This is a genomic window from Microlunatus parietis (assembly GCF_013407955.1).
Classification (GTDB): Bacteria; Actinomycetota; Actinomycetes; order Propionibacteriales; family Propionibacteriaceae; genus Microlunatus; species Microlunatus parietis.
Genome location: NZ_JACCBU010000001.1, coordinates 2,346,886 through 2,372,097, shown reverse-complemented (window position 1 = coordinate 2,372,097; position 25,212 = coordinate 2,346,886). Strand labels below are relative to the sequence as shown.

Below are 25,212 nucleotides of genomic sequence, written 5' to 3'. Positions count from 1 at the left end.
CGGGTGTCAGTGCACGGGCAACCAGTCGCGCGCGGCAGCGGCAGGAAATCACCGCGCGCGACTGGTTGCCCGCGCACAGACCCCCAAGACCCCATCGCGGGATCACCCCTCCGAGGGGTTGTAACGCGTCTGTTACACGACGGAAGGCAGACTCAACCCCATGGACAAGCAGACCGAGTTCGTTCTTCGTGCGATCGAGGAGCGGGACGTCCGGTTCGTCCGGCTGTGGTTCACCGATGTGCTCGGGTTTCTCAAGTCGGTCGCGATCGCCCCGGCCGAGCTGGAGGGGGCGTTCAGCGAGGGGATCGGGTTCGACGGGTCGGCGATCGAGGGGTTCGCCCGGGTGTACGAGTCCGACATGGTGGCGCGGCCGGACCCGTCGACGTTCCAGATCCTGCCCTGGCGGGATGCCAACCCGGCAACGGCTCGGATGTTCTGCGACATCACGATGCCGGACGGTTCGCCGTCGTACGCCGATCCGCGCTACGTGCTCAAGCGGGCGCTGCAGCGGGCCGCCGATCTCGGGTTCACGTTCTACACCCACCCCGAGGTGGAGTTCTTCCTGTTCAACGACCCGCTGGACCCGGACCGGCCGCCGATCCCGGTGGACCAGTCCGGCTATTTCGATCACACGCCGCAGAGCACCGGCAGCGACTTCCGGCGCCGGGCGATCACGATGCTCGAGCAGATGGGGATCTCGGTCGAGTTCTCCCACCACGAGGGCGGTCCGGGGCAGCAGGAGATCGATCTTCGGTACGCCGACGCGCTGTCCACGGCCGACAACCTGATGACGTTCCGGGTCGTGGTCAAGGAAGTGGCGCTGTCGCAGAACATCCACGCGTCCTTCATGCCCAAGCCGTTCACCGAACACCCGGGTTCGGGCATGCACACCCACGTCTCGCTGTTCGAGGGCGACAACAACGCCTTCTACGACGCGAGCGCCGAGTACCACCTGTCCAAGATCGCCCGGCACTTCATCGCCGGCCTGCTCCGGCACGCCAGCGAGATCACCGCGGTGACGAACCAGTGGGTGAACTCGTACAAGCGGCTGGCCGGCGGCGGCGAGGCGCCGAACTACATCTGCTGGGGCCGGAACAACCGCTCCGCGCTGGTCCGGGTCCCGATGTACAAGCCCAACAAGGGCGCCTCGGCGCGGGTCGAGCTGCGGTCGCTCGACTCGGCCTGCAACCCGTACCTGGCGTTCGCGCTCACCCTGGCGGCCGGCCTGGCCGGCATCGAGGGCGAGTATCCGCTGCCCGAGGGCGCGGAGGACGACGTCTGGTCGCTGACCGAACGGGAACGCCAGGCGCTCGGCATCGAACCGCTGCCGCGCAACCTGGACGAGGCCATCCGGGCGATGGAGAACTCGGAACTGGTCGCGGACACGCTCGGTGAGCACGTGTTCGACTTCTTCCTGCGCAACAAGCGGGCGGAGTTCGAGGAGTACCGGCGCCAGGTGACGCCGATCGAGTTGCAGCGACTGCTGCCGGTGCTCTGATTCCTTTCCATCATGGGGGTTCTGGGATGTTGATCAACGATGTCATCGTCACGCCGATCGCGTTTCGCGACCCGCCCCTGCTGAACTCCTGGGGCGTGCACGAACCGCTGGCGCTGCGCTGCATCGTCCAGGTCGTGCTGGCCGACGGGACCGTCGGACTCGGCGAGTGCACCGGCGGCACCACCCGCACCGAGGAACTGCTCAAGGTCCGGGAGGCGGTGATCGGCTGCGACGTCTTCGCCACCGGCGAGATCGAGCGCCGGATCGACGCCGTGCTCGGCGACCGGCCCGGCATCGGCGGCGGCTTCGTCGGGATGCCGTCCAAGGCGGCCCGGGCGGTGTTCGCGCCGATCGAGGTGGCCTGCCTGGACGCGCAGGGCAAGCTGCTCGGAGTGCGGGTCTGCGACCTGCTCGGCGGGCCGGTCCGGGACGCGGTCCCGTACAGCGCGTACCTCTTCTACAAGTGGGCCGAGCATCCCGATCTCGACGGCAGTGGTGCGATCGTCGACGGCTGGGGCCCGGCGCTCGACCCGGCCGGCGTGGTGGCCCAGGCCAAGATCATGATCGACCGGTACGGGTTCGAGTCGATCAAGCTCAAGGCCGGGGTCTTCCCGCCGGAGCAGGAGATCGCGGCGATCAAGGCGCTGGCCGAGGCGTTCCCCGGAATGCCGTTGCGGATCGACCCGAACGGCGCCTGGACCGTGCCGACATCGATCATGGTCGGCGAGGCGCTGGCCGCGGAACTGGAATACCTGGAGGACCCGACGCTCGGCCAGGACGGGATGGCCGAGGTGGCCAAGCAGGTGTCGATGCCGCTGGCCACCAACATGTGCGTGATCGGCTTCGAGGACGTGCCGGGCTCGGTCGCGAAGGGTTCGGTCGGGGTCGTGCTCTCCGATCATCACGTCTGGGGCGGGCTGCGGCACAGCCTGGAACTGGCGGCGATCTGCGAGACGTTCGGGCTCGGCATCTCCATGCACTCCAACTCGCACCTGGGCATTTCGCTGGCCGCGATGACCCATCTCGGTGCCGCGATCCGCAACCTCGGCTACGCCTGCGACACGCATTACCCGTGGAACAGCGACGACGACGTGATCAAGAACGGGCCGCTGGAGTTCGCCGGCGGGACGCTGGCGATCCCGGACGGACCCGGTCTCGGGGTCGAGCTGGATCACGACAAGCTGGCGGCACGGCACGAGGATTTCCTTGCCTCCGGTCGATCCCAGCGGGACGACACGGCCTACCTGCGGCGCGTCCAGCCGGACTACGACCCGACGCTGCCGCGGTTCTGAGCCAAAGGTGGCTCGGGGTCAGGAAAGTGCGCGTCAACTCAGGACAGGGAGCGCCGGGCTCAGGTCGGCGCGCTGCCCGGACGCGCTGACCCGGCCGCCGGCCAACGCCTCGGCCCAGGCCAGCCTGCCGGTGGCCAACCGGAGGAACGTCGTCGGGTCGGTCTCGACGACGTTCGGCGGCGTACCGCGCGTGTGGGTCGGGCCCGGCTCGCCGATGCCACACTGGACCGCCGCGTACGGCGGCACCCTGACCTCGATCGAACGGCCCGGCTGCTGGGCGGCCAGAATCGCTGCCAGGGTACGGATGCAGGCCGCGACCGCCGGCTTGTGCGAGGTGATCGCCGGGCGGTCCGGCAGCGATCGGGAAAGATCATCGGCGTGCACGACCAGGTCGACGATCCGGGTCGCCACGAAGTCCGTGCTGCGGCCGGGGCCGCGCGGTGTCATGATCACCTTCGGCAGCACGGTGCCCGGTTGCAGCGCTTCGGCGGCCTCGTCGATCGCCGAGCCGAGTCGCCGGACCAGCTCGGGCCCGGGGTGGTCCGCTGCCAGCTGTTCGGTCCAGTCCATGATCATCGCCACGTCGCGCCGGTATCGCCGGACCAGTTCGTGCACGGGCACGGCCGGCTGCCGGGACGGCTGGCGCAGGGCCGCGGTGAACCGGGACAGGATGCCGACCAGGTGCCCGGTCAATGTCCGTACATCCCAGACGTCGAGCACCGTCGGGCTGTCGAACTCCTCGACGGAAAGCTCGGAAAGCCAGTCCCGGACGACCCGGGCCTGCTCCAGCAAGTGCTGCTCTGGTTGGGTTTTCGGGCCGGCCACGGCGGTGACGTTAGCATCAGTCGCGTTCCGCCAACGGCGCGCGGCGTCCCGCGGATCGGCGGTAGCCGCGGGTTATAGTCCACTGGGCGACGGGGACTTGACGGGTCGGCAGGTGTAGAGAGTGAAGTTGACGGTCTTAGGCGGCAGCGGGGCATGGCCCACTGCCGCCGCGGGCTGCAGCGGCTACCTGATCCGGCACGAGGGCACCACGATCCTGATCGACCCGGGCTACGCGATCTTCCCCCGGATGCTGGAGGAGTGCCGTGCCGGCGATATCGATGCCGTCTTGATCAGTCATGCGCATCCTGATCACTGCGCGGACCTGAACCCCCTGCTGCGGGCCCGGGTGCTCGGCGACGAACGGCCGCCGGTGCTTCCGGTGTACGCGCCGGAGGGGGCACTGCAACGCATTCTTGATCTTGATCCGGTACGGGTCGTCCGGCGAGGCATCGAACTGAACGCGCTGGCCGATGGCGGCTCGGTCCGGATCGGGCCGATCCGGGTCCGGGCCCGGACGCTGCCGCACCACGCGACGAACCTCGGCTACCGGCTGGAGGCGGACGGTGACGTGCTGGCGTACACGGGCGACAGCGGCGACTGCGCGGCGCGGATCGAGCTGGCCCGGGACGCCGACGTCTATCTGGCCGAGGCGACCTATGTGGACCAGGTGCCGGGCGGTGACGCCCCGTACCTCTGCACGGTGCGGCAGGTGGCCCGGCAGGCCTCGATCGCCCGGCCGCAGCTGACCGTGCTGACCCATCTGTGGCCGACCGCGTCCGCCGACCACGCGCTGGCCACGGCCCGGGCCGAGGGCCTGGAGAGCGTCCAGATGGCCCGGCCGGGACTGACCGTCGACCTGGCCCGGATCGGCGTCGCCTCGCTGCCGCGCCGGGCCGCCGGCGAGCAGGTACCGCCGGACGCGATCACCGCACTGCCGCGCCGCGCTCGCCGCCTCTGATCAGGCCAGAAACTTCTTGATCATCGGCAGCACCAGGTCCGGGTTCGAGACGACCCGCATGTGCGTGGTGCCGGGCAGGATGGCGAGTTGCGCGTTCGGCAGCGACTGCTTCATCTCGACCGCGTGCTCCAGCCGGATGAAGTCGGTGTCGCCGATGATGATCAACACCGGCATGGTGAGCCGGCCGAGTTGTTCGGCGGTCCACGGCTCGAACGCGTGCACGGCCGGCTGGATCCGTTCCAGGAATGGGAAGAAGTCCTCCGGGTTCGGTGCCACCTCGTCGTAGGCGGCCTTCATCGCGTTGAAGTCGGCCTCGGTCGGCAGCCGCGGCGAGTCCTGTTCCGGCGCCGTGATCTCCGGGTAGTACGCGTCGGGATGGAAGTGAGCCGCCGCCAGCACGACCCGCCGGACCCGGTCCGGAGCCAGCACGGCGACGTCGGTGGCGACCAGGCCGCCCAGGCTGTAGCCGAGCAGGTCGGCCTGCTCGACGCCGAGGTGGTCCAGCAGCACGATCACATCCTCGGCGCATTGCCGGATCGAGAACGGCCGGTCCGGCGCCGCGGCGGTGTGGCCGTGGCCCTGCAGCTCGACACCGATCACCTTCCGGTCGGCGACCAGGCCGGGCAGCAGTGGATCGAAACTCAGGTGGAACGTCAGGACGCCGCCGTGCAGCATGATCAACGGCGGGCCCCCGTGCTCGGCGCCGTGGATCTCGTAGTAGAGGTCGATGCCGTTGACCGAGGCGTACGTGCCCTGTGTCATGTGGTGCCTTCCGTTCGGTGGTGCCGGGGTCGACGGTATCGACTCCGGCCGACATCGGAACTCATCGGCCCCCGCCATAGCCGTGCCATAACGCCGCTATAGCGACCCGGGAGACCGTGGGACGGACCGGGGCGACCGTCGCTCCGGTGCGGACAGGAGACAAGCAGATGCGGAAACTGATGGGGCGGATCGTCGCAGGGGGAGCGGCGTTGATCGCGATCCCGGCCCTGGCGCTGGTGACGGCCCTGCCGAGCCAGGCCGAGACGAGGGGGACGAGCGTGACCGTCCGGCACGGCGACTACAAGGCCGTCTTCCACCACACGGGAAGCAAGGGCGAGACGCTTGAGGTGTTCGACTATGCGTCCGACGGCTACGCGGCCGTCGCGTACGTGACGTTCTACTCCTACCCGGCGCCGCCGGTCGGTTGGGCGGACAAGGACAAGCTGGTGGTGGACGACGGCTACCACCGCTTCAACCTGCGGGAGGGCGACTCGGGATCGTACGACGTACCGGAGGGCCACGGGGTGCGGATCATGATCTGCCGCGGCGTCAAGGAGATTCCTGGCGACAACTGTTCGCCGTCGAAGCTGGGCCGGGCCTGATCCCTCGTCACCACTGCTCCCGACCGGACCTGGCCCGGGCGTTCCGGGCCAGTAGGGTCGGGCTGTGGCACGCATCGAAACGCGCGAGGGGGCGCTCGCGCGGCGGGGCTTCACCGCCGCTGAGTCGGCGGTCCGGATTCTCCGCGGCTGGGACGAGCGGTACGCGCCGCTGCTGGAACTGGTGTCGGGGGCGGCGGACCCGGATCACGCGCTGGCCGCGCTGGACCGGCTGCGGGACGCCGATCCGCAGGTGCTGGACCGGCTGATCGAACGCCCCGAACCGGCCCGCCGGCTGATCGCGGTGCTCGGGGCCAGCGCCACCCTGGCCAACGACCTGGTCGCCCACCCGGACCGGCTGGACCGGCTGGGTGGCCCGCCCGGGCGGGTGCCGGCGGCCGAGTTGCGGTCGGAGTTGCTGACCGCGGTCGGCGCGGACCCGCACGTCCCGGTGCCGGTCGCGACCGATCTGACCGGTGATCAGCTGCGAACGGCGTACCGGACGGCGGTGCTCCGGATCGCCGCCCGCGACCTGACCGCGGACGACCCGACCGAGGTGGTCGACGACATCGCGGGCGAGCTGGCCGATCTCGCCGACGCGACGCTCGAGGGCGCCCTCGCCGTGGCCCGGGCCAAGGTCGGCCCGGACGCCCTGCTGTGCCGGATCGCGGTGATCGCACTCGGCAAGTGCGGTGCCCAGGAACTCAACTACGTCAGCGATGTGGACGTCCTGTACGTCGCCGAACCGGCCCTGGACGGCGACGGCGAGCCCATGATCAACTCCGATCGGGCGATCACCATCGCGACCCTGCTGGCGTCCGAACTGAGCCGGATCTGCTCCGCCCACACGGCGGCCGGGACGATCTGGCCGGTGGATGCGGCGCTGCGGCCCGAGGGCAAGGCCGGCCAGCTGGTCCGCACCCTGACCAGCCACCGCGGCTACTACGAGAAATGGGCCAAGACCTGGGAGTTCCAGGCGATGCTCAAGGCGCGGCCGAGCGCCGGCGATCTGGCGCTCGGGCAGGAGTTCGTCGACCTGGTCACGCCGCTGGTCTGGCGGGCCGGCGAGCGGCAGAACTTCATCGCGGACACCCAGGCGATGCGGCGCCGGGTGGTCGACCTGATCCCGGCCCGGGACGCGGAACGGGAGCTGAAGCTCGGCGAGGGCGGCCTGCGTGACGTCGAGTTCTCGGTGCAACTGCTGCAACTGGTGCACGGGCGCGCCGACGAGCGGCTGCGGGCCCGGGCCACGCTGCCGTCGCTGCAGGCGTTGATCGACAACGGGTACGTGGGCCGCGAGGACGGCCGCCGGCTGGACGAGGCGTACCGCTTCCTGCGTGCGCTGGAGCACCGGATCCAGCTCTACCGGCTGCGCCGGACCCACGTCCTGCCGCAGGCCGACGACGATCTGCGCCGGCTCGGCCGCTCGCTCGGCTATGCCGATCCGGTCGCGACGCTGCTCAGCACCTGGCGCTCGTACAGCCGGCAGGTGCGGCGGCTGCACCAGCGGATCTTCTACTCGCCGCTGCTGGACGCGGTGGCCCGGATCCCGTCCTCGGCGCTCCGGCTCACCACCGACGCCGCCGTCGACCGGCTCCGGGCGCTCGGCTACGCGGACCCGGCCGCGGCGCTGCGGCACATCGCTGCGCTCAGCCAGGGCGTGTCCCGGTCCGCCGAGATCCAGCGCCAGCTGCTGCCGGCGATGCTCGGCTGGTTCGCCGAGGGGCCCAATCCCGATCATGGTCTGCTGGCGTTCCGGCAGGTGTCGGAGGCGCTCGGCTCCACTCCCTGGTATCTGCGGGCGCTCCGCGACGAGGGCCTGATGGCGGAACGGCTGGCCCGGATCCTCGCCTCCAGCCGGTACGCGGTGCAACTGCTCACCCGGTCGCCGCAGACCGTCCAGATGCTGGCCGACGACACCGCCCTGACGCCGCGTCCCGTCGATGATCTCCGGGCCGAGATGCGCGCCGCTGCCGGCCGGCACGAGACGCCGCGGTCCGCTGTCGAGGCGATCCGCGCGATCCGGCGCCGGGAGCTGTTCCGGATCGCCGCCGGCGACCTGCTGGACGTGAACGACGTCGACACGGTCGGCGAGGCGTTGACCGATCTGGCGGCGGCGACGATCGACGTCGCGCTCACCGTGGCCCGGAATTCGATCAGCGGGCCGGTGCCGGAGATGGCCTTGATCGCCATGGGTCGGTGGGGTGGCCGGGAGCTCTCGTACGCCTCGGACGCGGACACCATGTTCGTCATGGCCGACAGTCCCGACCCGGGCGCGACTGACCGCGCGGTCGCGGTGATCAGCGCACTGCGAGACCTGTTGGCCAAGCCTGGCGTCGATCCGTCCTTGATCATCGACGCTGCGCTGCGGCCGGAGGGCAAGCAGGGTCCGTTGATCAGGTCGCTGTCGGCGTACCAGAAGTACTACCGGCAGTGGTCGTCCACCTGGGAACTGCAGGCGTTGATCCGGGCCGACGCGCTGGCCGGTGATCATGATCTTGGTCAGGCGCTGCTGGCCGAGATCGATCTTCGGCGCTGGCCGGCGGACGGGTTGTCCGACGCCCAGCTGCTCGAGATCCGGCGGCTGAAGGCGCGGGTCGAATCGGAACGGCTGCCGCGCGGCGCCGACCCGGCCAAGCACACCAAGCTCGGTCCGGGCGGGCTGGCCGACGTCGAATGGACCGTACAGCTCCTGCAGCTGCAGCACGCCGGGACCGAACCGTCACTGCGGACCACACGCACGCTCACCGCCCTCGACGCGGCCGAGCGCGCCGGGCTGATCCTGCCCGACGACGCCGATGCGCTGCGGCAGGCCTGGCTCTTCGCCAGCCGGGTCCGCAACCAGCTGATGCTGCTCCGCGGCCGCGGCTCCGACTCGCTCCCCTCCGACACCCGGGAACTCGCCGCCCTGGCCCACCTGATGGGCTTCGGCCGCAACGAGTCGTCCCACCTCGAGGCCGAATACCGTCGCCTCACCCGCCGAGCCCGAGCGGTCGTCGACCGCCTGTTCTGGAACAACCCCTGAACTCCACCCCCACTTCCGCCGACCAGTCACAAAAAGCAGCCGTTTTGGCGGCGTGTCGCTGCACTTGTGACCTGTCGGCGGGGACGAGGACGGCGGTTCCGGGCCGCGGGGTGCGGGGCCTGGGAATGCGGGGCGGGGATGCGGATCCGGGCCGCGGGGGTGCCGGGGCCTGGGAATGCGGGGCGGGAGTGCGGTTCCGGGCCGCGGGAGCGCTCGGGCTTAGGAGTGCGCGGCGCGAGTGCGGGTCCGGGGCGGCACCCAGCGCGCGGGATATCGAGCCGGATCAGGGCGTCGAGCGGAAAGGGCGCCGATTCCTGACCGGGAGCCGCCATAAGCGTCCGGTCGGCGGCACCGGGCGCGCGGAGCCCGGTACGCGCGCCACCGCCTCGCCACGCTCCGAACCACAGCCGCGACCGTTGCCCTCAACCGCGATCGTGGCAACGGTCGCAGGGGAGAAGGGGTCGAATGGCGGGTGGCGGAGCGACGGTGCAACCTCGGTGCGACTTGGCGTCAGCGGATGCCGTTGGACCCGATGGTGATCTTGGCCTGGTGCGCGCCGGCGGGGCAGTCGGGGCCGTTCGGGTGGGTGGCGGCGGCCATCACGGTGGCCTTGCTCTCGGGCAGCGGCTTGGCTCCCTTGATCACGACGGCGGTGACGTCGATCGGGCCGGACGGGAGGCCTTCGATCTGGGCGAAGCCAACCAACGTTCCGTTCGGTACGGCGCTCGCGGAGCAGGTCGAGTCCGGGTCGTCGCCGTCACAGCCCTGATCGACCGTGTCGGTGCCGGGCCGCAACTCGACCTCGGCCTGCCGGCACGGGTCGCCCTTCCAGCAGACCTCCAGCCGGAGCCCGTCGACGCCCTTCGCTGCGGTCTCGTCGATCGTCACCCCGACTCCCGGCACACTGCCGATCGCCGTGCAGGCCTTCGGCCCCATCGCCGTGCAGCCGACCAGGGCGACCGCGGCGAGGATCAGCCCGGCGATCCCGACTGCGCTGCGCATTGGCCCACCCTAAGCGAACTGTTCCGTGCATGTCCGTTCGCGGAGCGGCGGGAGATCTGGAGGGGGTCGTCCCCCTTCACTCAACACTGCCAGACTGGCCGGCATGCCGCTGCCGATTGAGGACTACGCATTGATCGGGGACTGCCGGACGGCCGCGCTGGTGGGGCGGGGCGGCAGCATCGACTGGCTGTGCCTGCCCCGCTTCGACTCGCCGTCCGTGTTCGCCGCGCTGCTCGGCACCCAGGAGCACGGACACTGGCAGATCGCGCCGACCGTGCCCGCGCGGGTGGAGCGGCGCTACCGGGGCGACACGTTCGTGCTGGAAACGACGTTCCACACCGAATCCGGGGTGGTCCGGCTGATCGACCTGATGCCGGTCGGATCGCCGTACCCACAGGTGATCCGGCGGATCGAAGGCGTCGCCGGCAGCGTCGAGCTGGCCCAGGACCTGGCCTTCCGGTTCGGCTACGCGGAGGCGTTGCCCTGGGTCCGGCGCACGGCCGGCGGGGTGCTCGCCGCGGCCGGTCCGGACGCGCTGCTGCTCCGTGGCGGTCCGCTGCCGGTGGCGCACGGGCACCGGCATCGCGGCGAGTTCCGGGTCGGGGCCGGGGAGCGGTACGACTTCACGCTGGCCTGGCATCCTTCGTACGAACCGCCGCCGGAGCCGGTCGACGTCGACACCGAGCTGGCCCGGACCGAGCACTGGTGGACGTCGTGGGCGGACCGGTCCGACTGTGGCGCGGATCCGCACCAGCACTACCGGGCGCCGGTACAACGCTCGTTGCTGGTGTTGCGGGCGCTGACCCACATCGAGACCGGCGGGATCGTCGCGGCCGCGACCACCTCGCTGCCGGAAGCCTTCGGCGGGCCGAGGAACTGGGACTACCGCTACAGCTGGCTGCGCGACGCCGCGCTCACCCTGGAGGCCCTGCTGGCGCACGGCTATTCGGCCGAGGCGGTGGCCTGGCGGGACTGGCTGCTGCGGGCCGTCGCCGGCGATCCGGAGGACATTCAGATCATGTACGGGCTCGCCGGCGAGCGGGACCTGCCGGAGCGGGAGCTGACCTGGCTGCCCGGCTACGCCGACTCGAAGCCGGTCCGGGTCGGCAACGGCGCCGTTGATCAATTCCAGGCCGACGTGATCGGCGAGGTGATGGTCGCCCTGGATCTCAGCCTGCGCAGCGGAATCCCGCATCCGGGTCACGCCTGGCCGTTGCAGCGGGCCCTGCTGGCCCGAGCCCGGGCCACCATGGGCCGACCGGACTCGGGGATCTGGGAGATCCGCGGCGCGCCGCGACGGTTCACCCACTCGGCGGTGATGACCTGGGCCGCGTTCGACCGCGGCGTGCGCGCCGTCGAAGATCACGGGCTGCCCGGACCGGTGGCGGAGTGGCGCCGGCTCCGCGAGGAGTTGCGGGCCGAGATCGAACGGGACGGAGTCGATCATGAACGGGGCTGCTTCACCCAGTACTACGGCGGCCGGGGCGTCGACGCGGCGCTGCTGCAACTGCCCCAGGTCGGGTTCTGCGCGCCGGACGACCCGCGGATGCTGGCGACGGTGGCCGCGATCGAAGCGGAGTTGATCAACGACGGCCTGGTCCACCGGTACCGGACCGAGGAGGGGGTCGACGGCCTGCCGCCGGGCGAGTATCCCTTCCTGGCCTGCTCGTTCTGGCTGGTCGAGCAGTACGCGCGGACCGGCCGGGCCAAGGACGCCCAGGCCCTGATGGACCGGTTGCTCTCGTTCGCCAATGATCTTGGTCTGCTCAGTGAGGAGTACGACCCGGACGGACGGCGCCAGGCCGGCAACACGCCGCAGGCCCTGTCGCACCTGGCCCTGGTCCGGGCCGCCGACGCGATCACCGGACACCACCCGCCGGTCCGATGATCATGGAACCGTGCCGGCTCCTTGTAGGGTGTTGATCATGACGGCGACCTTCAAGGACCTCTGCCTGGATGCTCGCGACCCGGCCCGGCTGCAGTCCTTCTGGGCTTCGACGCTCGGCTTGCGGCCGGAGTCTCGTGGTGCGGACAACCTGTTGCTGACCGGTGATCGTCCGGAACGTACCGTCTGGATCAACGAGGTGCCGGAACCGCACTCGGTGAAGAACCGGGTCCACTTCGACATCAACACGTCCTCGATCGAGGAACTGGTCGAGCGCGGTGCCCGGGTCCTTGATCAGAGTCACCCGTGGACGATCATGGTCGACCCGGAGGGCAACGAGTTCGACGCCTTCGTCCGGGAACCCGATCAGCTGGACGGCTACCGGCTCTACGAGTTGGCGATCGACGGCACCGATCCGCTGGCCCTCTGCACCTGGTGGGGCGAGCGGTTTGGGCTGCGGCCGCAGCAGGAGGCCGATCAGCCGGTGTGGGCGATCGAGGGCGGCACCCTGCCCTGCCCGATGGTCTTCGCTGAGGTGCCGGAGCCGAAGGTGGTGAAGAACCGGGTGCACTGGGACGTCGTCGGCGTCACCCAGGAGTTCCTGGACGCCGGGGCGAGGCTGCTCCGCCCGGCCGACCGGGAGACCGCCTGGGACGTGCTCGCCGACCCGGAGGGCAACGAGTTCTGCGTCTTCTGCCCCTGAGCCGACTCAGCGACCGAGCTTGGCTCGTTTGATCGTCACGCCCAGTGCGGGGGCGCCGTCCTCCGGCGTACCCTCGGTGCCCGGATCGATCCCGCCGGCGGCGATCTTGTCCAGCACCTCGAGACCCTGCCCGGTCACCCGGCCGAACACCGTGTAGTCGGGACGCAGCCGGGAGTCCCGATAGACCAGGAAGAACTGGCTTCCGTTGGTGTCCGGCCCGGCGTTCGCCATGGCCAGGGTGCCGCGCGGGTAGTTGCGCCGATCCGGTGCGCCCGGCCACGGCTCGAGGGCCCGTGCGGAGTCCAGCTCGTCGGCGAAGCTGTAGCCGGGATCGCCCCAGCCGGTGCCGAGCGGATCGCCGCACTGCAGCACGGACAGCGCGGCCGGCGGCGTGTGGTACGCGGTCAGCCGGTGGCAGGAGGTCTGGTCGAAGTACTTCTGGTGCAGCAGGAACAGGAACGACTGCACCGTGCACGGCGCGAGGCTGCGATCGAGTTCCAGCCGGACGTCGCCGTGCTCGGTCCGCAACGTCACCCGGATCGTGCCGCGATCGGGCGTGTGCCGCGGATCCGGAGGCAGCCCGACCCAGGTCGAGTAGGTCTGGTCCGCCAGGGGAGCGAACCCACAGGCACCCTGGGTCGGCTCCGTCTCGCCCGGCGGATCCGGCGCCGCCTGGGCCGGCAGCGCGATCGCACTCCCCGCGGCGACCATGATCAAGACAACAAGCCCGCGCAGAACCCTCCGCATGGCGCCCTCCTTTGGACGTCGGCTGAACCGCCTCGCAGTCTACGCAGAGCGCCGCCGGTCAGGCGAGGGCAGCGACCGCGCGGGCGAGCAGGTCGGCAAGATCATCGGGATAGACCGGATCGGTGGTGCCGGCGAGTTCGGCGGCGGAGAACCAGGCGTAGGCGTCGATCGAGGCGTGCTCGATGGCGTCCTGGCCGGCGAAAGTGATCGGGTCCGGCGCGACGCGGACGGCGTAGTAGGTCTGTTGCTGGAGATAGCGCACGGAGTCGAACCAGAACTCGATCGTCGCCTCGGCGAGCGGGCCGACCAGGCGGTCCGGAGTGGCGGCCAGGCCGACTTCCTCGGCGAGTTCGCGGACCGCGGCCTCGGCCGGGGTCTCGCCGGGTTCGAGGCCGCCGCCCACGGTGAACCAGTACGGTTCCGCCGGCCGGGCCGGGTCGAAGCCGTGCAGCAGCAGGACCCGGCCGTCGCCGTCGATCGGCAGCACCCGGACCGCGGTACGCAGTTCGGTCGGAGTCTCGTCGGTCGGGGTCTCGGTCATCCCATCGCCGTCCGGTACGCCCGCAGGGTGGCCTCGGCCGACGCGTCCCAGCTGAATCCGCGGGCATGATCGATGCCGGCCTGGCCGAGCCGTACCGCACGATCGGGATCATCGAGCAGCGACCCGAGCGCGCTGGCCCAGTCCTGCGGGCCGTGCCCGCCGACCAGGATGCCGGTCCGGCCGTCGGCCACCGCATGGCGCAGCCCGCCGACGTCGGCCGCGACCACCGGCCGGGTGCAGGCCTGCGCCTCCAAGGCGACCAGGCCGAACGACTCGTTGTGCGACGGTACGGCGACGATGTCACTGGCGCAGTACCAGCGATAGAGCTCGAGCCGCTCGGAGTGCGGCCGGAACTCGACCAGTTCGCCGACCTGCAAGGAATCCGCCAGTTCCGGCAGCGTGTCGGCCCAGTCCCGGTCTGGGCCGGACGGGCTGCCGATGATGATCAACTTCAGCCGCTCCCGGCGGCGCGGCTGCTGCTTGATCAACTCGGCGACGGCCCGGATCAGCACGTCCGGCGCCTTGAGCGGCTGGATCCGGCCGACGAACAAGATCACCTCGGCCTCGGCACCGATGTCGAGCAGGTCCCGGGACTCCCGTTGATCACAGGGATGGAACACGTCGAGGTCGACGCCGGGCGGGACGATCGTGATCCGGTCCGGGGCGGCGCCGTAGTGATCACGAAGCTCGGCCGCCTCCTCGCCGGTGTTCGCCGTCAACCCCTCGGCGGACTTGACGATCAGGGCTTCGCCGTCGGCCCGCGGCTCCGGCTCGGCCTGTTGATCATCGGCCAACGCGGCGTTCTTGACCCGCGCCATCGTGTGCATGGTGTGCACCAGCGGAGGCCGTACCGAAGTGTGGTGGTGATCTTGGTCGACGCGCAGCGCGGCCAGCCCGGACAGCCAGTAGTGCGAGTGGATCAGGTCGTAGCCGGCCGCGAGCGGGCGCAGCGAGGCGGCGAACTCGTCCACCAGCCCGGGCAACTGCTCCTTGGCGACCGGCTCCGGCGGTCCGGCGGCCAGGTGCCGGACCGTCACCCGCTCGGCCAGCGGCACCACCTCGGGCGTCGCCGGATCGGACCGCCGGGTCAGGATCTCGACCTCGACGCCGTGCCGGCCGAGCGCGGTCGCCAGCTCCGCGACGTAGACGTTGAGGCCGCCGGCGTCGCCGACTCCGGGCGTCGCCAGGGGAGAGGTGTGCAACGAGATCATCGCGACCCGGTCCGGCTTCGGTCTGCTCCTCGGCACGTCACCAGGCTAACGGTGTCAGTGGTACCGCCCACACTGGGGACCAGCAGGTGAGCCAGGGGAGGCGTGCTTGTCGGGAAGGAGTGGGGGATGATCAGCAAACTGCGGCCGGTGCCGGGACAGTTCCGGGCGTTGTGCTGTGTCTGCGGCGAGGTGCGCCGGTTCAGCGCCCGCTATGCCGGCGGCGGCCGGATCGACGACGACGGCCTGCCGGACGAGCGGTGCACCATCGACCTGAAGTGCGACGTCTGCCGGCGCCGAACCAGACATGCCTTCCTGCTCGACTTCTACAGCCGACCCGACGCGGCGGAGCGCCGGAACCCGCCGGTGCCGCCCGGGGGCTACGACCCGTTCCGGGAGGCGGCCGAGCACTGGCCGGACTGGAACTTCACCGAGACCCCGCTGCCCGACGGGATCATCGAGATCATCGACCTGGACCGCCGCGAGGCCTATTTCGACCGGGCCGGCTGGGCCGGTGACGCGATCCTCGGGCTGGCTCACGTGCTGGCCCACCTCGACCTCGGCCACCACGAGCTGTACGACGCGGGCTTCGACGCCGAGGACCTGGAGGACGAGGCGGAGCAGACGGCCCGGGAACGCCTCGACGGGCCGCCGAGCCGGCGATCGCGAGGCGACGACCGATGATCAAGGACGCTCCGCCACCAGCAGGTAGGCGGCCGGCAGCGCGGTCGCCGCCGGGCCGAGGCCGTCGTACAGTTCCGGCTGCGCGTACTCATCGAGTGAACGGATGGCCAGGCCGGCCCCGAGCAGCGCGGAGACCACCCGGCCGAGGGACCAGACGAAACTGGCGTGGTCCGGCAGCGGTTCGGTGCGACCCCAGGTCACCTGGGGCGCCTTGCGCGGATCGGGATAGCCGGCGCGGTACGGGTCGAGATAGTCGCCCGTCACCTCGAGCTGCCCCGCGCCGCGGACACTGAGCACCTCCCACAGCGGGTGGTGCTCGCTGATCACCAGCCGGCCGCCCGGGACCAGTCGCGCGGCGACGCTGCCGGCCCAGGCGTCGAGGTCGGGCACCCAGCAGAGCCCGCCGCCGGAGATCAAGATCAGGTCGAAGCCGGTCAGCGCCGGGTCGAGCGCGGTCAGGTCGCCCTCGCGCAGGTCGACCCGCAGCCCGAGCTCGGCGGCCTTGGCCCGTCCGGTGGCCAGATGGGTCGGCGAGATATCGACGCCGACGACGTCGGCTGCCCCGAGCCGGGCCAGGCTGAGGTCCTCGTCGCCGACGGAGCAGGCCAGGTGCAGGGTCCGCTGCCCGGTGACGTCGCCGATCGCGGCCAGTTCCCGGTCGTCCAGCGCGCAGCCGCCGGCGCGGAAGAAGTCGACCGGCTCGCCGGTCCGGCCCGGTGCGATGGCCTCCCAGTAGGCCCGGTTCCGGCTCGTGATCTCGGCGATCTCCATGCGGTGACCGTAGGCGTACCCACCGAGAGCCGCCAGCGGATTTCGGCCTGTCAGCGGCCGTGTCAGGCGCATGTCAGGTGGGTGGCAGTCGGCCCGTCGAGGCTGGTCCCATCAGCAACACCGAGCCAGGAGCAGCCACCATGACCACGTTCAGCACCCCCACCCCGATCAAGGCCGTCGTCCAGGTCGCCGGCGCCCGCGTCGTGATCAACGCGACCGACCGCGCCGACACCTCGGTCCGGGTCGAGCCGATCGACCCGGCCAACCCGAAGCACGCCCAGGTGGCCGAGCGGACCACGGTCGAGTTCTCCGTCGGGGAGCTGGTCGTCAAGACCCGCAAGGCCGGGGCGAAGGGCGGATCGGTCGCCATCACGATCGACCTGCCGGCCGGATCGAGCCTGGACTACAGCGAGGCGTACGCGAGCCTGCGGACCACCGGCCGGCTCGGCAGCACGGAGGTCAACCTGGCCTCCGGCCGGGGCCAGCTGGACCGGATCGGCGACCTCCGGGCCAGCCTGGCCGCCGGCGAGCTCGAGATCGGGCAGATCGCCGGACGGGCCACGGTCCAGGGCGGGTCGGCGTCGGTCCGGATCGGCGAGGTCGGCGGGCCGGTCAAGCTGATCGGTTCCTCCGGTCCGGTCTGGATCGGCGAGGCGGCCGGTGAGCTGGATCTCACCAACAGCAGCGGCGGCTTCGAGATCGGCCGGGCCGACGGCAGCGTGACGGCGATGGTGGGCGGCGACGCGGTGATCAAGATCGGCCGGATGAGTCAGGGCCACGCGTTCCTGACGAACGCCGCGGGCAACATCGAGATCGGCGTCGGCGCCGACACCGAGGTCCGGCTGGAACGGGCCGAGAGCACGTACGGCACCGTCCGGAACTCGATCCGCACCTCGGCCGCACCGGCCGCCGACCTGGTCACGGTCGACGCCCGGACCCGGCGCGGCGACATCGTCATCCGACGGGCGGCAAGCTGACGCCGAGCGTGCGCTCGACCAGGGCGGGCCACTCCGCCTGCGTCCCCTCTTGCGAGGCCTCGGCGAACCGCGCGTCGCCGAGGCTTCGCCGTACCGTCTCCTCGAGCCGGGCGGCGTCCGGGTCGGACCGGTCGGGCACCCCGCGCACCGCGACGGCGGCCGCGAGCAGTCGGGCCGCTTGCTCGTCCTCGCCGAGCCGGACGGCCAGGTCCGCGATCCCGATCAGCATCCGGGCCACCAGGTGCGGGGCACGGGCCTCGCTCGCGGCCTGCCACTCGGCCACCCGGTGCGCCTTGGCCTGCTCGAGATCTTCGGCGAGATAGGCACTCAGGTCGTGGACCAGGAGCCGGATGGTCGTCTGCTCGGCCGCGTCGCCGAGCTGTGCGGTGGCGACGGCCAGTTGCTCGCGGGCCTCCGGCAGGTCGCCGCGAAGCCGCGCCAGCCCGGCCTTGGCCAGTGCGAGCGTGGCCAGCGCGTACGGCCAGGTGACGTTCGTGGCGAGCCGTTCCGCCGCAGCGATCGCTGACTCCGAACCGGCCCGGTCACCCGCGAGCCAGGACAGTTGCGCCAGCTGAGTCCGTACCTCGATCACGTCCTCGACCGCGCCCAGCTCGGCGAGGACGACGGCCGCTTCCTCGTACTGGGCGATGGCGGCGCTCACCTCACCTCGTCGGGCCAGGTGCGCGGCCAGCTCGGACAGGGCCAGGAAGATCCCGAACCGCTCGCCGAGCGCCCGGAACTCGGCCAGCGCTGTGGTCAGTTCGGCCTCGATCGCCGGGCCGTCCTCCCCGTACATGGTGCGCATCTTGGCGGCCTGCCACCGCCCCATCGCCCGGACCCACGGATCGGAGCTGTCGCGCAGCGACTCGAACGCGATCGGTGCGTCCCGCGGCGACTCCAGCAGCATCATCAGGGGCGTCGCGAAGTCGAGCAGCGGGTGGCTGCTCGAGGACTGCGGGATCAGGCCGTAGCCCTTGCGGATCCATTTCGCACCGACCTGCTCGTCGCCGAGCCCGGAGGTCACGAACAGCACCACCATGCCGTACGCCAGCGTGCGGATCTCGTCGGTCACCTCGCCGGGCAGTTCGGCCGCGGCGATCAGCAGCTCCAGACCCTCGCCGCGACGGCCGCCGAGGAACCAGTACCAGCCGGTGGCGGCCGCCAGCCGCATCGCGGCCTGGGCGTCACCGGTCCCGATCACCCAGCGCAGCGCCCGGGTCAGGTTGTCGTGGTCGGCCCGTAACCGGGCCAGCCATTCCAGCTGCTCGGCCCGCCGCAGGTGCGGTTCGGCGGTCTCGGCAAGCTCGGTGAAACAGGTCAGGTGAGCGAGCCGGGTGGCCTCGGTCTCGCCGGCCTCGGCGAGCCGGTCGGCCGTGTACTCGCGGATCGTGGTGAGCATCCGGTAGCGCGTCGTCTCGTCGTCGGAGGCGATCAGCAGCGACTTCTCGGCCAGCGAGGTGAGCAGGTCGAGCACGTCGTCGCGGGACACCGGGCCGCCGGAGCAGACGCGTTCGGCGGCGTCCAGGGTCGCGCCGCCGGCGAAGACCGAGAGCCGGCGGAGCACCGTCCGTTCGGCCTCGCTGAGCAGTTCCCAGCTCCAGTCCACGACGGCGCGCAGGGTCCGGTGCCGGGGCAGCGCGGTCCGGCTGCCGCCGGTGAGCAGCCGGAACCGGTCGTCCAGCCGGTTGGCCAGCTGGTCGATCGACATCGTCCGCAGCCGGGCCGCGGCGAGTTCGATGGCGAGTGGCATCCCGTCCAACGCGCGGCAGATCCGCAGCATCATGACCAGCATGTGCTCGTCGGGCGCGAAGTCCTTGCGGACCGCGGCGGCGCGCTCCCGGAGCAGCCGGACCGCCGGCGCGGCGGCGATCTCCCGCGGGTCGGCACCGTCGGGCAGCGGCAGCGGCTCGACCGCCCAGAGCGCCTCGCCGGTGATCCCGAGCGGCTCCCGGCTGGTGGCCAGGATCCGCAGCCGCCGGCACTCGCCGAGCAGCCGTTCGGCCAGCGCCGCGACCGGTTCGATCACGTGCTCGCAGTTGTCCAGGATCAGCAGCATCTCGCGCTCCCGGAGCGCGGCGACGAGCCCCTCCACCGGGTCCGCCGTGGTCGCCGTGCCGCCCAAGGTGTCGCGGAGGCCGAGTGCCGCGAGCGCGGTCTGGGCCACGTCGCCGTCCGACCCGAGCGGGGCGAACTCGACCAACCAGACCCCGTCGGGCAGCTCGCCGAGCAGGTTCCGCGCGGCCTCCGAGGCCAGCCGGGTCTTGCCCGAGCCGCCCGGTCCGATCAAGGTCGTCAGCCGGTGCTTCGTGATCATGGAACGGACGGCGTCCAGGTCGGCCTCGCGGCCGACGAAGCTGGTCAGTTCGGCCCTGACATTGGTCTTCCGGGTGTCCACCGGCCGGCTCAGCTCGCCGCGCAGCAGGGCGACGTGCAGCGCGGCCAGCTCCGGTGAGGGGTCGGCGCCGAGCGTGTCGGCCAGGGCCTCCCGCGTGCGTTCGTACGCCAGCATGGCTTCGGAGTCCCGGCCGTCCGCGACGAGGGCCCGGATCAGCGCCGCGGTCAGCCGCTCCCGCAGCGGATCGGCGGCGACCGCCTCGGTCAGCTCCGGGATCAGCTCCGTTCCGTGGCCGGTCGCGACCTCCTCGACGTAGCGTTCCTCGGTCGCCGTGGCGTGCAGATGGCCGAGCCGGGTCACGGCGGCGTCGAACGCCTCGCTGTCCGCCAACCCGACGTCCTGCATCGGCGCGCCGCGCCACAGGCCGAGCGCCTCCCGCAACAACCTGACCCGGTCCGATGCGTCCTGCTGACGGGCCCGGACCAGCAACCGCTCGAACCGGACGGCGTCCACGGACTCGGGGTCGACGGCCAGCCGATAGCCGCCCGCCTGGCTCTCCAGCGCGCCGTCGGGCAGCACCTTGCGGAGCCGGGAAGCCAAGCGCTGCAAGGCGTTCGAGGCGTCGGCCGGTGGTTCCTCTCCCCAGATCCAGTCGATCAAGGTCGCCTTGCCGACGACCCGGCCCGGTTCGAGCGCGAGGGCGATCAGCAGGCCGCGCAGCCGGGCGCCCGGGACGTCGGCGACCGTACCGTCGCCCGTACGCACCTCGAAGGGTCCCAACAAGCCGATCTGCACCGGCCGATCCTCCCACGCCTCCCGCCGTTCAGAAGTCTCCGGGCAGGCCGCCGTTCCGTAGCCGCAGGATGTCGTCGGTGGAGCGGAGCGTCGTGATCACGGACGGCAGCGGTGTCGCATGGAGTCGCGGGTCGTCACGTTCACCGAGTTCCGGCCGCACCGGCCAGGCCAGCCGCTCTCCGGTCACCGAGAACCGGGCGTCGATCCCGCCGGTGTTGCCCCGCGGATCCTGCCGGTGCCAGCGGCCGTCGAGCTTGATCGCGACCAGCCCGTGCACGACGTGGCTGCTGCCGTCGTCGGTCAGCCGCTGGTAGCAGAGCGCGGCCGGGATGCCCTGGCCGCGGAGCAGGGCGGCCAGCAGATGGGACTTCGCGAAACAGAGGCCGACCCTGTTCTCGAGGGTCTCCGACGCGGTCACCGAGACCCGGGGATCTCCGACGTCAAAGGAATGCGCGACCTCGTCACGGACGTACTCGAACGCGGCCCTGGCGAACTCGTGATCATCGCGGTGGGCGGCGCGCAGCTCCGCGCCGAGCCCGGCGACTTGCGGATGATCACCGTCGATCACGGTGTCCAGGCCGAGATAGTCCTGCGACGGTTCGGCGGTCAAGATCATCTCCCGAGCCTAGCCGCGGTATATCGGCTGACCGCGGGGCCGCCCGGCAGGCAAGATGGCCGGGTGTACCTGACCCTGACGACGACCCACCGGCCCGCGACCGACCTCGGTTTCCTGCTGCACAAGCATCCGGACCGGGTGCAACAGTTCGAGCAGTCGTACGGTACGGCCACGGTGTTCTACCCGGAGGCGACGGAGGAACGGTGCACGGCCGCCCTGCTGCTGGAGATCGACTCGGTCCGGCTGGCCCGCACGGCCGGCCGGGACACACCGGACTTCAGCCTGGCTCAGTATGTCAATGATCGTTCCTACGCGGCGTCGTCACTGCTCGGCGCCGCGTTGGCGGACGTGTTCAGCACAGCCCGCGGCGGCCGGTGCCGGTCCCGGCAGGAGCTCGCGGATTCGGCGATCCCGCTGGTGATCACGATCCCGGCGCTGCCCTGCCGAGGCGGCGCGGGGATCGCGGTCCGGATCTTCGAGCCGCTCGGCTGGCAGGTGACCGCGGAGGCGATCCCGCTGGACGAGCAGTACCAGGACTGGGGCGACTCCCGCTATGTCCGGCTGACCCTGACCGGCACACTGCGGCTGGCCGACGCGCTGAACCAGCTGTACGTCCTGCTGCCGGTCCTCGATGAGGCGAAGCACTACTGGCAGGGACCGGACGAGGTGGACAAACTGCTCCGGTCGGGAGCCGGCTGGCTGGCCACGCACCCGGACCGAACCATGATCACGCGGCGCTACCTGGGCCGGCGGAGTGCGCTGACCCGGGCCGCGCTGGCCCGACTCGCGGAGCTGGACGACGACCGCGAGGAGACGCTGGATCCGGAGATCGAGGAGGAGACCGCCGAGCCGGAGGAACGGCGCCGGCCGCTGAACGAGCAGCGGCACGAGGCGATGCTCGCGGTCCTGCGCGACCTCGGCGTGACGTCGGTGATCGACTGCGGCTGCGGGAGCGGGCAGTTCCTGACCAAGTTGATCAAGGAACGGTCGCTGACCAGGATCGCCGGCATGGACGTGTCCGCGCGGGCGCTGGAGCTGGCCCGGCGAAGGCTTCGCCTGGACCGGCTGTCCGAACGGGAGGCCGGGCGGATCGAGTTGTTCCAAGGCGCACTGACCTACACCGACGAGCGGTTGTCCGGCTACGACGCCGCCGTGCTGATGGAGGTGATCGAGCATCTGGACCCGCCGCGGCTCGGCGCCCTGGAACGCGTCGTGTTCGGTGACGCCCGGCCCGGCGCGGTTCTGATCAGCACCCCCAATTCCGAGTACAACCCCCACTACCAAGGACTCTCCGGCATGCGCCATCCCGATCACCGGTTCGAATGGACCCAGGCCGAGTTCGCGGCCTGGGCGCGGCGGGTCGCCGGTGATCACGGCTACTCGGTGACGCTGTCCGGCATCGGCGAACCGGACGCCGAGCTCGGTGCCCCGACCCAACTGGCGGTGTTCCGCCGTGGCTGATCCCATGATCGACACCCCGACCGTGATCAACGTCCCTGCGATGGGCCTGGTGCTGCTGGTCGGCATCTCCGGCAGCGGCAAGTCGACGTTCGCCCGGACCCACTTCAGGCCGACCGAGGTGATCTCGAGCGACTTCTGCCGCGGCCTGGTCTCCGACGACGAGGCCGACCAGTCGGCGACGGCGGACGCGTTCGACGTGCTCCACTACATCGTCGGCACCCGGCTGCGTCGCGGCCTGCTCACCGTCGTCGACGCGACCAGCGTCCAGCCGGCCGCCCGGGCGTCCTTGATCAAACTGGCCAGGGAGCACGACGTGCTGGTCGACGCGATTGTCCTGGACGTCGGCGAGGCGGTGGCGATCGCCCGGAACCAGGGCCGGCCGGACCGGACCTTCGGTGACCGGGTGATCACTCGGCAGCAGCGCGATCTTGATCGATCGCTGCGCCGGATCCGCAAGGAGGGCTTCCGCCGGGTTCACGTGCTGCACAGTGCCGCCGAGGTGGACGCGGCGACGGTGGTCCGGGAACGCCCGTGGAACGACCGCCGTGATCTGGCCGGCCCGTTCGACATCATCGGCGACGTGCACGGTTGTGCCGGCGAGCTCCGTACTCTGTTGGCGGAGCTGGGCTGGCAGTTGGTCCTCGATGATCAAGGACGGGCCGTCGACGCGTACCACCCGGACGGCCGGATGGGCTTGTTCGTCGGCGACCTGGTCGATCGCGGCCCGGACACGCCGGGCGTGCTGCGGCTGGTGATGGGCATGATCAAGGCCGGGCATGCGCTCTGCGTCTGCGGCAACCACGAGGCGAAGTTGATCAGGGCGCTGCGCGGGGCGAAGGTGCAGGTCCGGCACGGGCTGGCCGAGTCGCTGGCCCAGCTGGAGGCCGAACCGGAGGAGTTCCGGGCCGACGTGCTCGCCTTCCTGGACGGGCTGATCGCCCACTACGTGCTGGACGAGGGTCGGCTGGTCGTCGCGCACGCCGGGCTCAAGGAGGCCTACCACGGAAGGGCTTCCGGCCGAGTGCGGTCGTTCGCGCTGTACGGCGACACCACCGGCGAGACCGACGAGTACGGGCTGCCGGTCCGCTACCCGTGGGCCCGCGACTACCGCGGCTCCGCCATGGTCGTGTACGGGCACACGCCGACCCCGGAGCCGGAATGGATCAACAACACGATCTGCCTGGACACCGGCGTCGTCTTCGGCGGCAGCCTGACCGCGCTGCGTTACCCGGAGCGGGAGCTGGTCTCCGTGCCGGCCGAGCAGCAGTGGTACGAGCCGACCCGCCCGTTGATCAAGGTCGCGGAACGGGAGCCGGCCGCACTCCGGATCGACGACGTGAAGGGCACCCGGTGGCTGGAGAGCGAGCACGCGGGCAAGATCAAGATCGGCGAGGAGCACGCGGCCGCGGCGCTGGAGGTGATGAGCCGGTTCGCGGTCGACCCGCGCTGGCTGATCTACCTGCCGCCGACCATGGCCCCGGCGGCGACGTCAAAGCTGGATGGCTACCTGGAGCATCCGGAGACCGCGTTCGACGAGTTCGCGGCGGCCGGGGTTACCGAGGTGGTCTGCGAGGAGAAGCACATGGGCTCGCGAGCGATCGCGGTGATCGCGCGCGACGCCGACGCAGCGGAACGCCGGTTCGGCGTGACCGACGGCAGCACCGGCGTCGTCTACACCCGGACCGGCCGGCCGTTCTTCGCCGAGGTCGGCGAGCTGGTGGAGCGAATCCGGACAGCGGTGCTGCCGCTGTTCGACGAACTCGAGACCGACTGGTTGGTGCTGGACGGGGAACTACTGCCCTGGTCGGCGAAGGCACTGCCGCTGATCCAAGATCAGTACGCGGCGGTCGGCGCGGCCGCCGGTGCCTCGCTGCCCGCGGTGGCTGCCGGGCTCGCCGCGGCCACGGCGCGGGGGCTGGAGGTGGCGGCGTTGATCGACCGGACGGCCCGGCGCCGGGCGAACGCGGAGGCCTATCGGAGGGCGTACCGCAGCTTTGTCCGGCCGACCTCGGGGCTCACCGGCGTCACGTACGCACCGTTCCAGATCCTTGCTGCAGAAGGAAAGGCGCTTGGCGTCACGGAGTCGCACCGGTGGCATCTGGAGCAGCTGGGCCGCGTCGCGGGTGAGTTGATCACGCCGACCCGGCACCGGTTCGTCGAGCTCGGCTCGGCCGAGCAGCGGGCCGAGGCGACGCAGTGGTGGCTGGACCTGACCGAGGCCGGTGGCGAGGGCATGGTGATCAAGCCGGTGATCGCGAAGCGCGGAGCCCAGCCGGGCCTGAAGGTTCGTGGGCGGGAGTATCTGCGGATCATCTACGGCCCGGACTACACCGACGCCCTGGACCTGCTGCGCAACCGCGGCCTCGGCCGGAAGCGCAGCCTGGCGTCCCGGGAGCACGGCCTCGGCCTCGACGCGTTGATCAGGTTCGTCGCCGGGGAGCCGCTCTGGCGGGTGCACCAGCTCGTCTTCGCGGTGCTCGCACTGGAGTCCGAGCCGGTCGATCCGCGGCTGTGATCAACTATCCTGA

Annotated in this window: 20 protein-coding genes; 11 read left to right on the top strand and 9 right to left on the bottom strand. The window is 71.2% G+C overall.

Annotated features, from left to right (window positions below; genetic code table 11):
- Positions 1-160: 160 nt before the first annotated feature.
- Both glnA and BKA15_RS11285 read left to right on the top strand, forming a co-directional pair.
- Positions 161-1,498 (top strand): type I glutamate--ammonia ligase, encoded by a 1,338-nt coding sequence (gene glnA, locus BKA15_RS11290; RefSeq protein ID WP_179750799.1) that lies wholly within the window; start codon positions 161-163, stop codon positions 1,496-1,498.
- 26 nt (positions 1,499-1,524) lie between these two features.
- Positions 1,525-2,790, top strand: a complete 1,266-nt coding sequence (locus BKA15_RS11285) for a glucarate dehydratase family protein (RefSeq protein WP_179750797.1) — start codon at positions 1,525-1,527, stop codon at positions 2,788-2,790.
- A gap of 33 nt (positions 2,791-2,823) precedes the next feature.
- Here the strand turns inward: BKA15_RS11285 and BKA15_RS11280 are convergent, their stop codons facing one another.
- Positions 2,824-3,615: a maleylpyruvate isomerase family mycothiol-dependent enzyme gene (locus BKA15_RS11280; RefSeq protein WP_179750795.1), complete on the bottom strand. Its 792-nt coding sequence runs from the start codon at positions 3,613-3,615 to the stop codon at positions 2,824-2,826.
- A 121-nt stretch (positions 3,616-3,736) separates the two neighbouring features.
- Between BKA15_RS11280 and BKA15_RS11275 the strand changes: the two genes are divergently transcribed.
- On the top strand, positions 3,737-4,573 hold the full coding sequence (locus tag BKA15_RS11275) for an MBL fold metallo-hydrolase (protein ID WP_179750793.1): 837 nt from the start codon (positions 3,737-3,739) through the stop codon (positions 4,571-4,573).
- On the opposite strand, the gene BKA15_RS11270 is transcribed toward BKA15_RS11275, so the two are convergent.
- Positions 4,574-5,335 (bottom strand): alpha/beta fold hydrolase, encoded by a 762-nt coding sequence (locus BKA15_RS11270; protein WP_179750791.1) that lies wholly within the window; start codon positions 5,333-5,335, stop codon positions 4,574-4,576.
- A gap of 167 nt (positions 5,336-5,502) precedes the next feature.
- Here BKA15_RS11270 and BKA15_RS11265 point away from each other — a divergent pair, with 167 nt between their 5' ends.
- Together BKA15_RS11265 and BKA15_RS11260 are read left to right on the top strand one after the other, a co-directional pair.
- Entirely contained in the window at positions 5,503-5,937 is a 435-nt protein-coding gene (locus tag BKA15_RS11265) for a hypothetical protein (RefSeq protein ID WP_179750789.1), read from the top strand.
- A gap of 64 nt (positions 5,938-6,001) precedes the next feature.
- Positions 6,002-8,959 carry a bifunctional [glutamine synthetase] adenylyltransferase/[glutamine synthetase]-adenylyl-L-tyrosine phosphorylase gene (locus BKA15_RS11260; protein ID WP_179750787.1) on the top strand — a complete coding sequence of 986 codons (2,958 nt, stop codon included), beginning with the start codon at positions 6,002-6,004 and terminating at the stop codon, positions 8,957-8,959.
- A 510-nt stretch (positions 8,960-9,469) separates the two neighbouring features.
- On the opposite strand, the gene BKA15_RS11255 is transcribed toward BKA15_RS11260, so the two are convergent.
- Positions 9,470-9,961 carry a hypothetical protein gene (locus BKA15_RS11255; RefSeq protein ID WP_179750785.1) on the bottom strand — a complete coding sequence of 164 codons (492 nt, stop codon included), beginning with the start codon at positions 9,959-9,961 and terminating at the stop codon, positions 9,470-9,472.
- Positions 9,962-10,064: 103 nt separating this feature from the next.
- Between BKA15_RS11255 and BKA15_RS11250 the strand changes: the two genes are divergently transcribed.
- Positions 10,065-11,849, top strand: coding sequence for a glycoside hydrolase family 15 protein (locus BKA15_RS11250; protein WP_179750783.1), 1,785 nt, complete (start codon positions 10,065-10,067; stop codon positions 11,847-11,849).
- Between the two features lie 37 nt (positions 11,850-11,886).
- Entirely contained in the window at positions 11,887-12,549 is a 663-nt protein-coding gene (locus BKA15_RS11245) for a VOC family protein (RefSeq protein ID WP_218871211.1), read from the top strand.
- 6 nt (positions 12,550-12,555) lie between these two features.
- Here BKA15_RS11245 and BKA15_RS11240 read toward each other — a convergent pair whose 3' ends face one another.
- Genes BKA15_RS11240 through mshA form a run of 3 tightly spaced genes read right to left on the bottom strand, consistent with a single transcriptional unit; the run spans position 12,556 to position 15,084 of the window.
- Positions 12,556-13,296 carry a peptidylprolyl isomerase gene (locus BKA15_RS11240; protein WP_218871209.1) on the bottom strand — a complete coding sequence of 247 codons (741 nt, stop codon included), beginning with the start codon at positions 13,294-13,296 and terminating at the stop codon, positions 12,556-12,558.
- Positions 13,297-13,354: 58 nt separating this feature from the next.
- A complete protein-coding gene (locus tag BKA15_RS11235; protein ID WP_179750781.1) occupies positions 13,355-13,837 on the bottom strand; it encodes an NUDIX hydrolase in 483 nt (160 codons plus the stop codon).
- Positions 13,834-15,084 carry a D-inositol-3-phosphate glycosyltransferase gene (mshA, locus tag BKA15_RS11230; RefSeq protein ID WP_312878949.1) on the bottom strand — a complete coding sequence of 417 codons (1,251 nt, stop codon included), beginning with the start codon at positions 15,082-15,084 and terminating at the stop codon, positions 13,834-13,836. Before mshA ends, BKA15_RS11235 begins: the two co-directional genes overlap by 4 nt.
- A gap of 90 nt (positions 15,085-15,174) precedes the next feature.
- On the opposite strand from mshA, the gene BKA15_RS11225 reads away from it, so the two are divergent.
- Complete coding sequence (locus BKA15_RS11225) at positions 15,175-15,729, top strand: hypothetical protein (protein ID WP_179750779.1); 555 nt, start codon at positions 15,175-15,177, stop codon at positions 15,727-15,729.
- On the opposite strand, the gene BKA15_RS11220 is transcribed toward BKA15_RS11225, so the two are convergent.
- The gene (locus BKA15_RS11220) at positions 15,730-16,500 is read right to left on the bottom strand and encodes a class I SAM-dependent methyltransferase (protein WP_179750777.1); all 771 of its coding nucleotides are present in this window, start codon (positions 16,498-16,500) and stop codon (positions 15,730-15,732) included.
- A gap of 140 nt (positions 16,501-16,640) precedes the next feature.
- On the opposite strand from BKA15_RS11220, the gene BKA15_RS11215 reads away from it, so the two are divergent.
- Positions 16,641-17,477, top strand: coding sequence for a DUF4097 family beta strand repeat-containing protein (locus tag BKA15_RS11215; RefSeq protein WP_179750775.1), 837 nt, complete (start codon positions 16,641-16,643; stop codon positions 17,475-17,477).
- On the opposite strand, the gene BKA15_RS11210 is transcribed toward BKA15_RS11215, so the two are convergent.
- On the bottom strand, positions 17,455-20,607 hold the full coding sequence (locus BKA15_RS11210; protein ID WP_179750773.1) for an ATP-binding protein: 3,153 nt from the start codon (positions 20,605-20,607) through the stop codon (positions 17,455-17,457). The two genes, BKA15_RS11215 and BKA15_RS11210, sit on opposite strands and share 23 nt — an antisense overlap.
- Positions 20,608-20,635: 28 nt before the next feature.
- A complete protein-coding gene (locus tag BKA15_RS11205) occupies positions 20,636-21,223 on the bottom strand; it encodes a transglutaminase-like domain-containing protein (RefSeq protein WP_179750771.1) in 588 nt (195 codons plus the stop codon).
- A gap of 63 nt (positions 21,224-21,286) precedes the next feature.
- Between BKA15_RS11205 and BKA15_RS11200 the strand changes: the two genes are divergently transcribed.
- Both BKA15_RS11200 and BKA15_RS11195 read left to right on the top strand, forming a co-directional pair.
- Positions 21,287-22,684, top strand: a complete 1,398-nt coding sequence (locus BKA15_RS11200; RefSeq protein ID WP_179750769.1) for a 3' terminal RNA ribose 2'-O-methyltransferase Hen1 — start codon at positions 21,287-21,289, stop codon at positions 22,682-22,684.
- The gene (locus tag BKA15_RS11195; protein ID WP_312878948.1) at positions 22,677-25,199 is read left to right on the top strand and encodes a polynucleotide kinase-phosphatase; all 2,523 of its coding nucleotides are present in this window, start codon (positions 22,677-22,679) and stop codon (positions 25,197-25,199) included. The genes BKA15_RS11200 and BKA15_RS11195 overlap by 8 nt, the downstream gene beginning before the upstream one ends.
- Positions 25,200-25,212 lie beyond the last annotated feature (13 nt).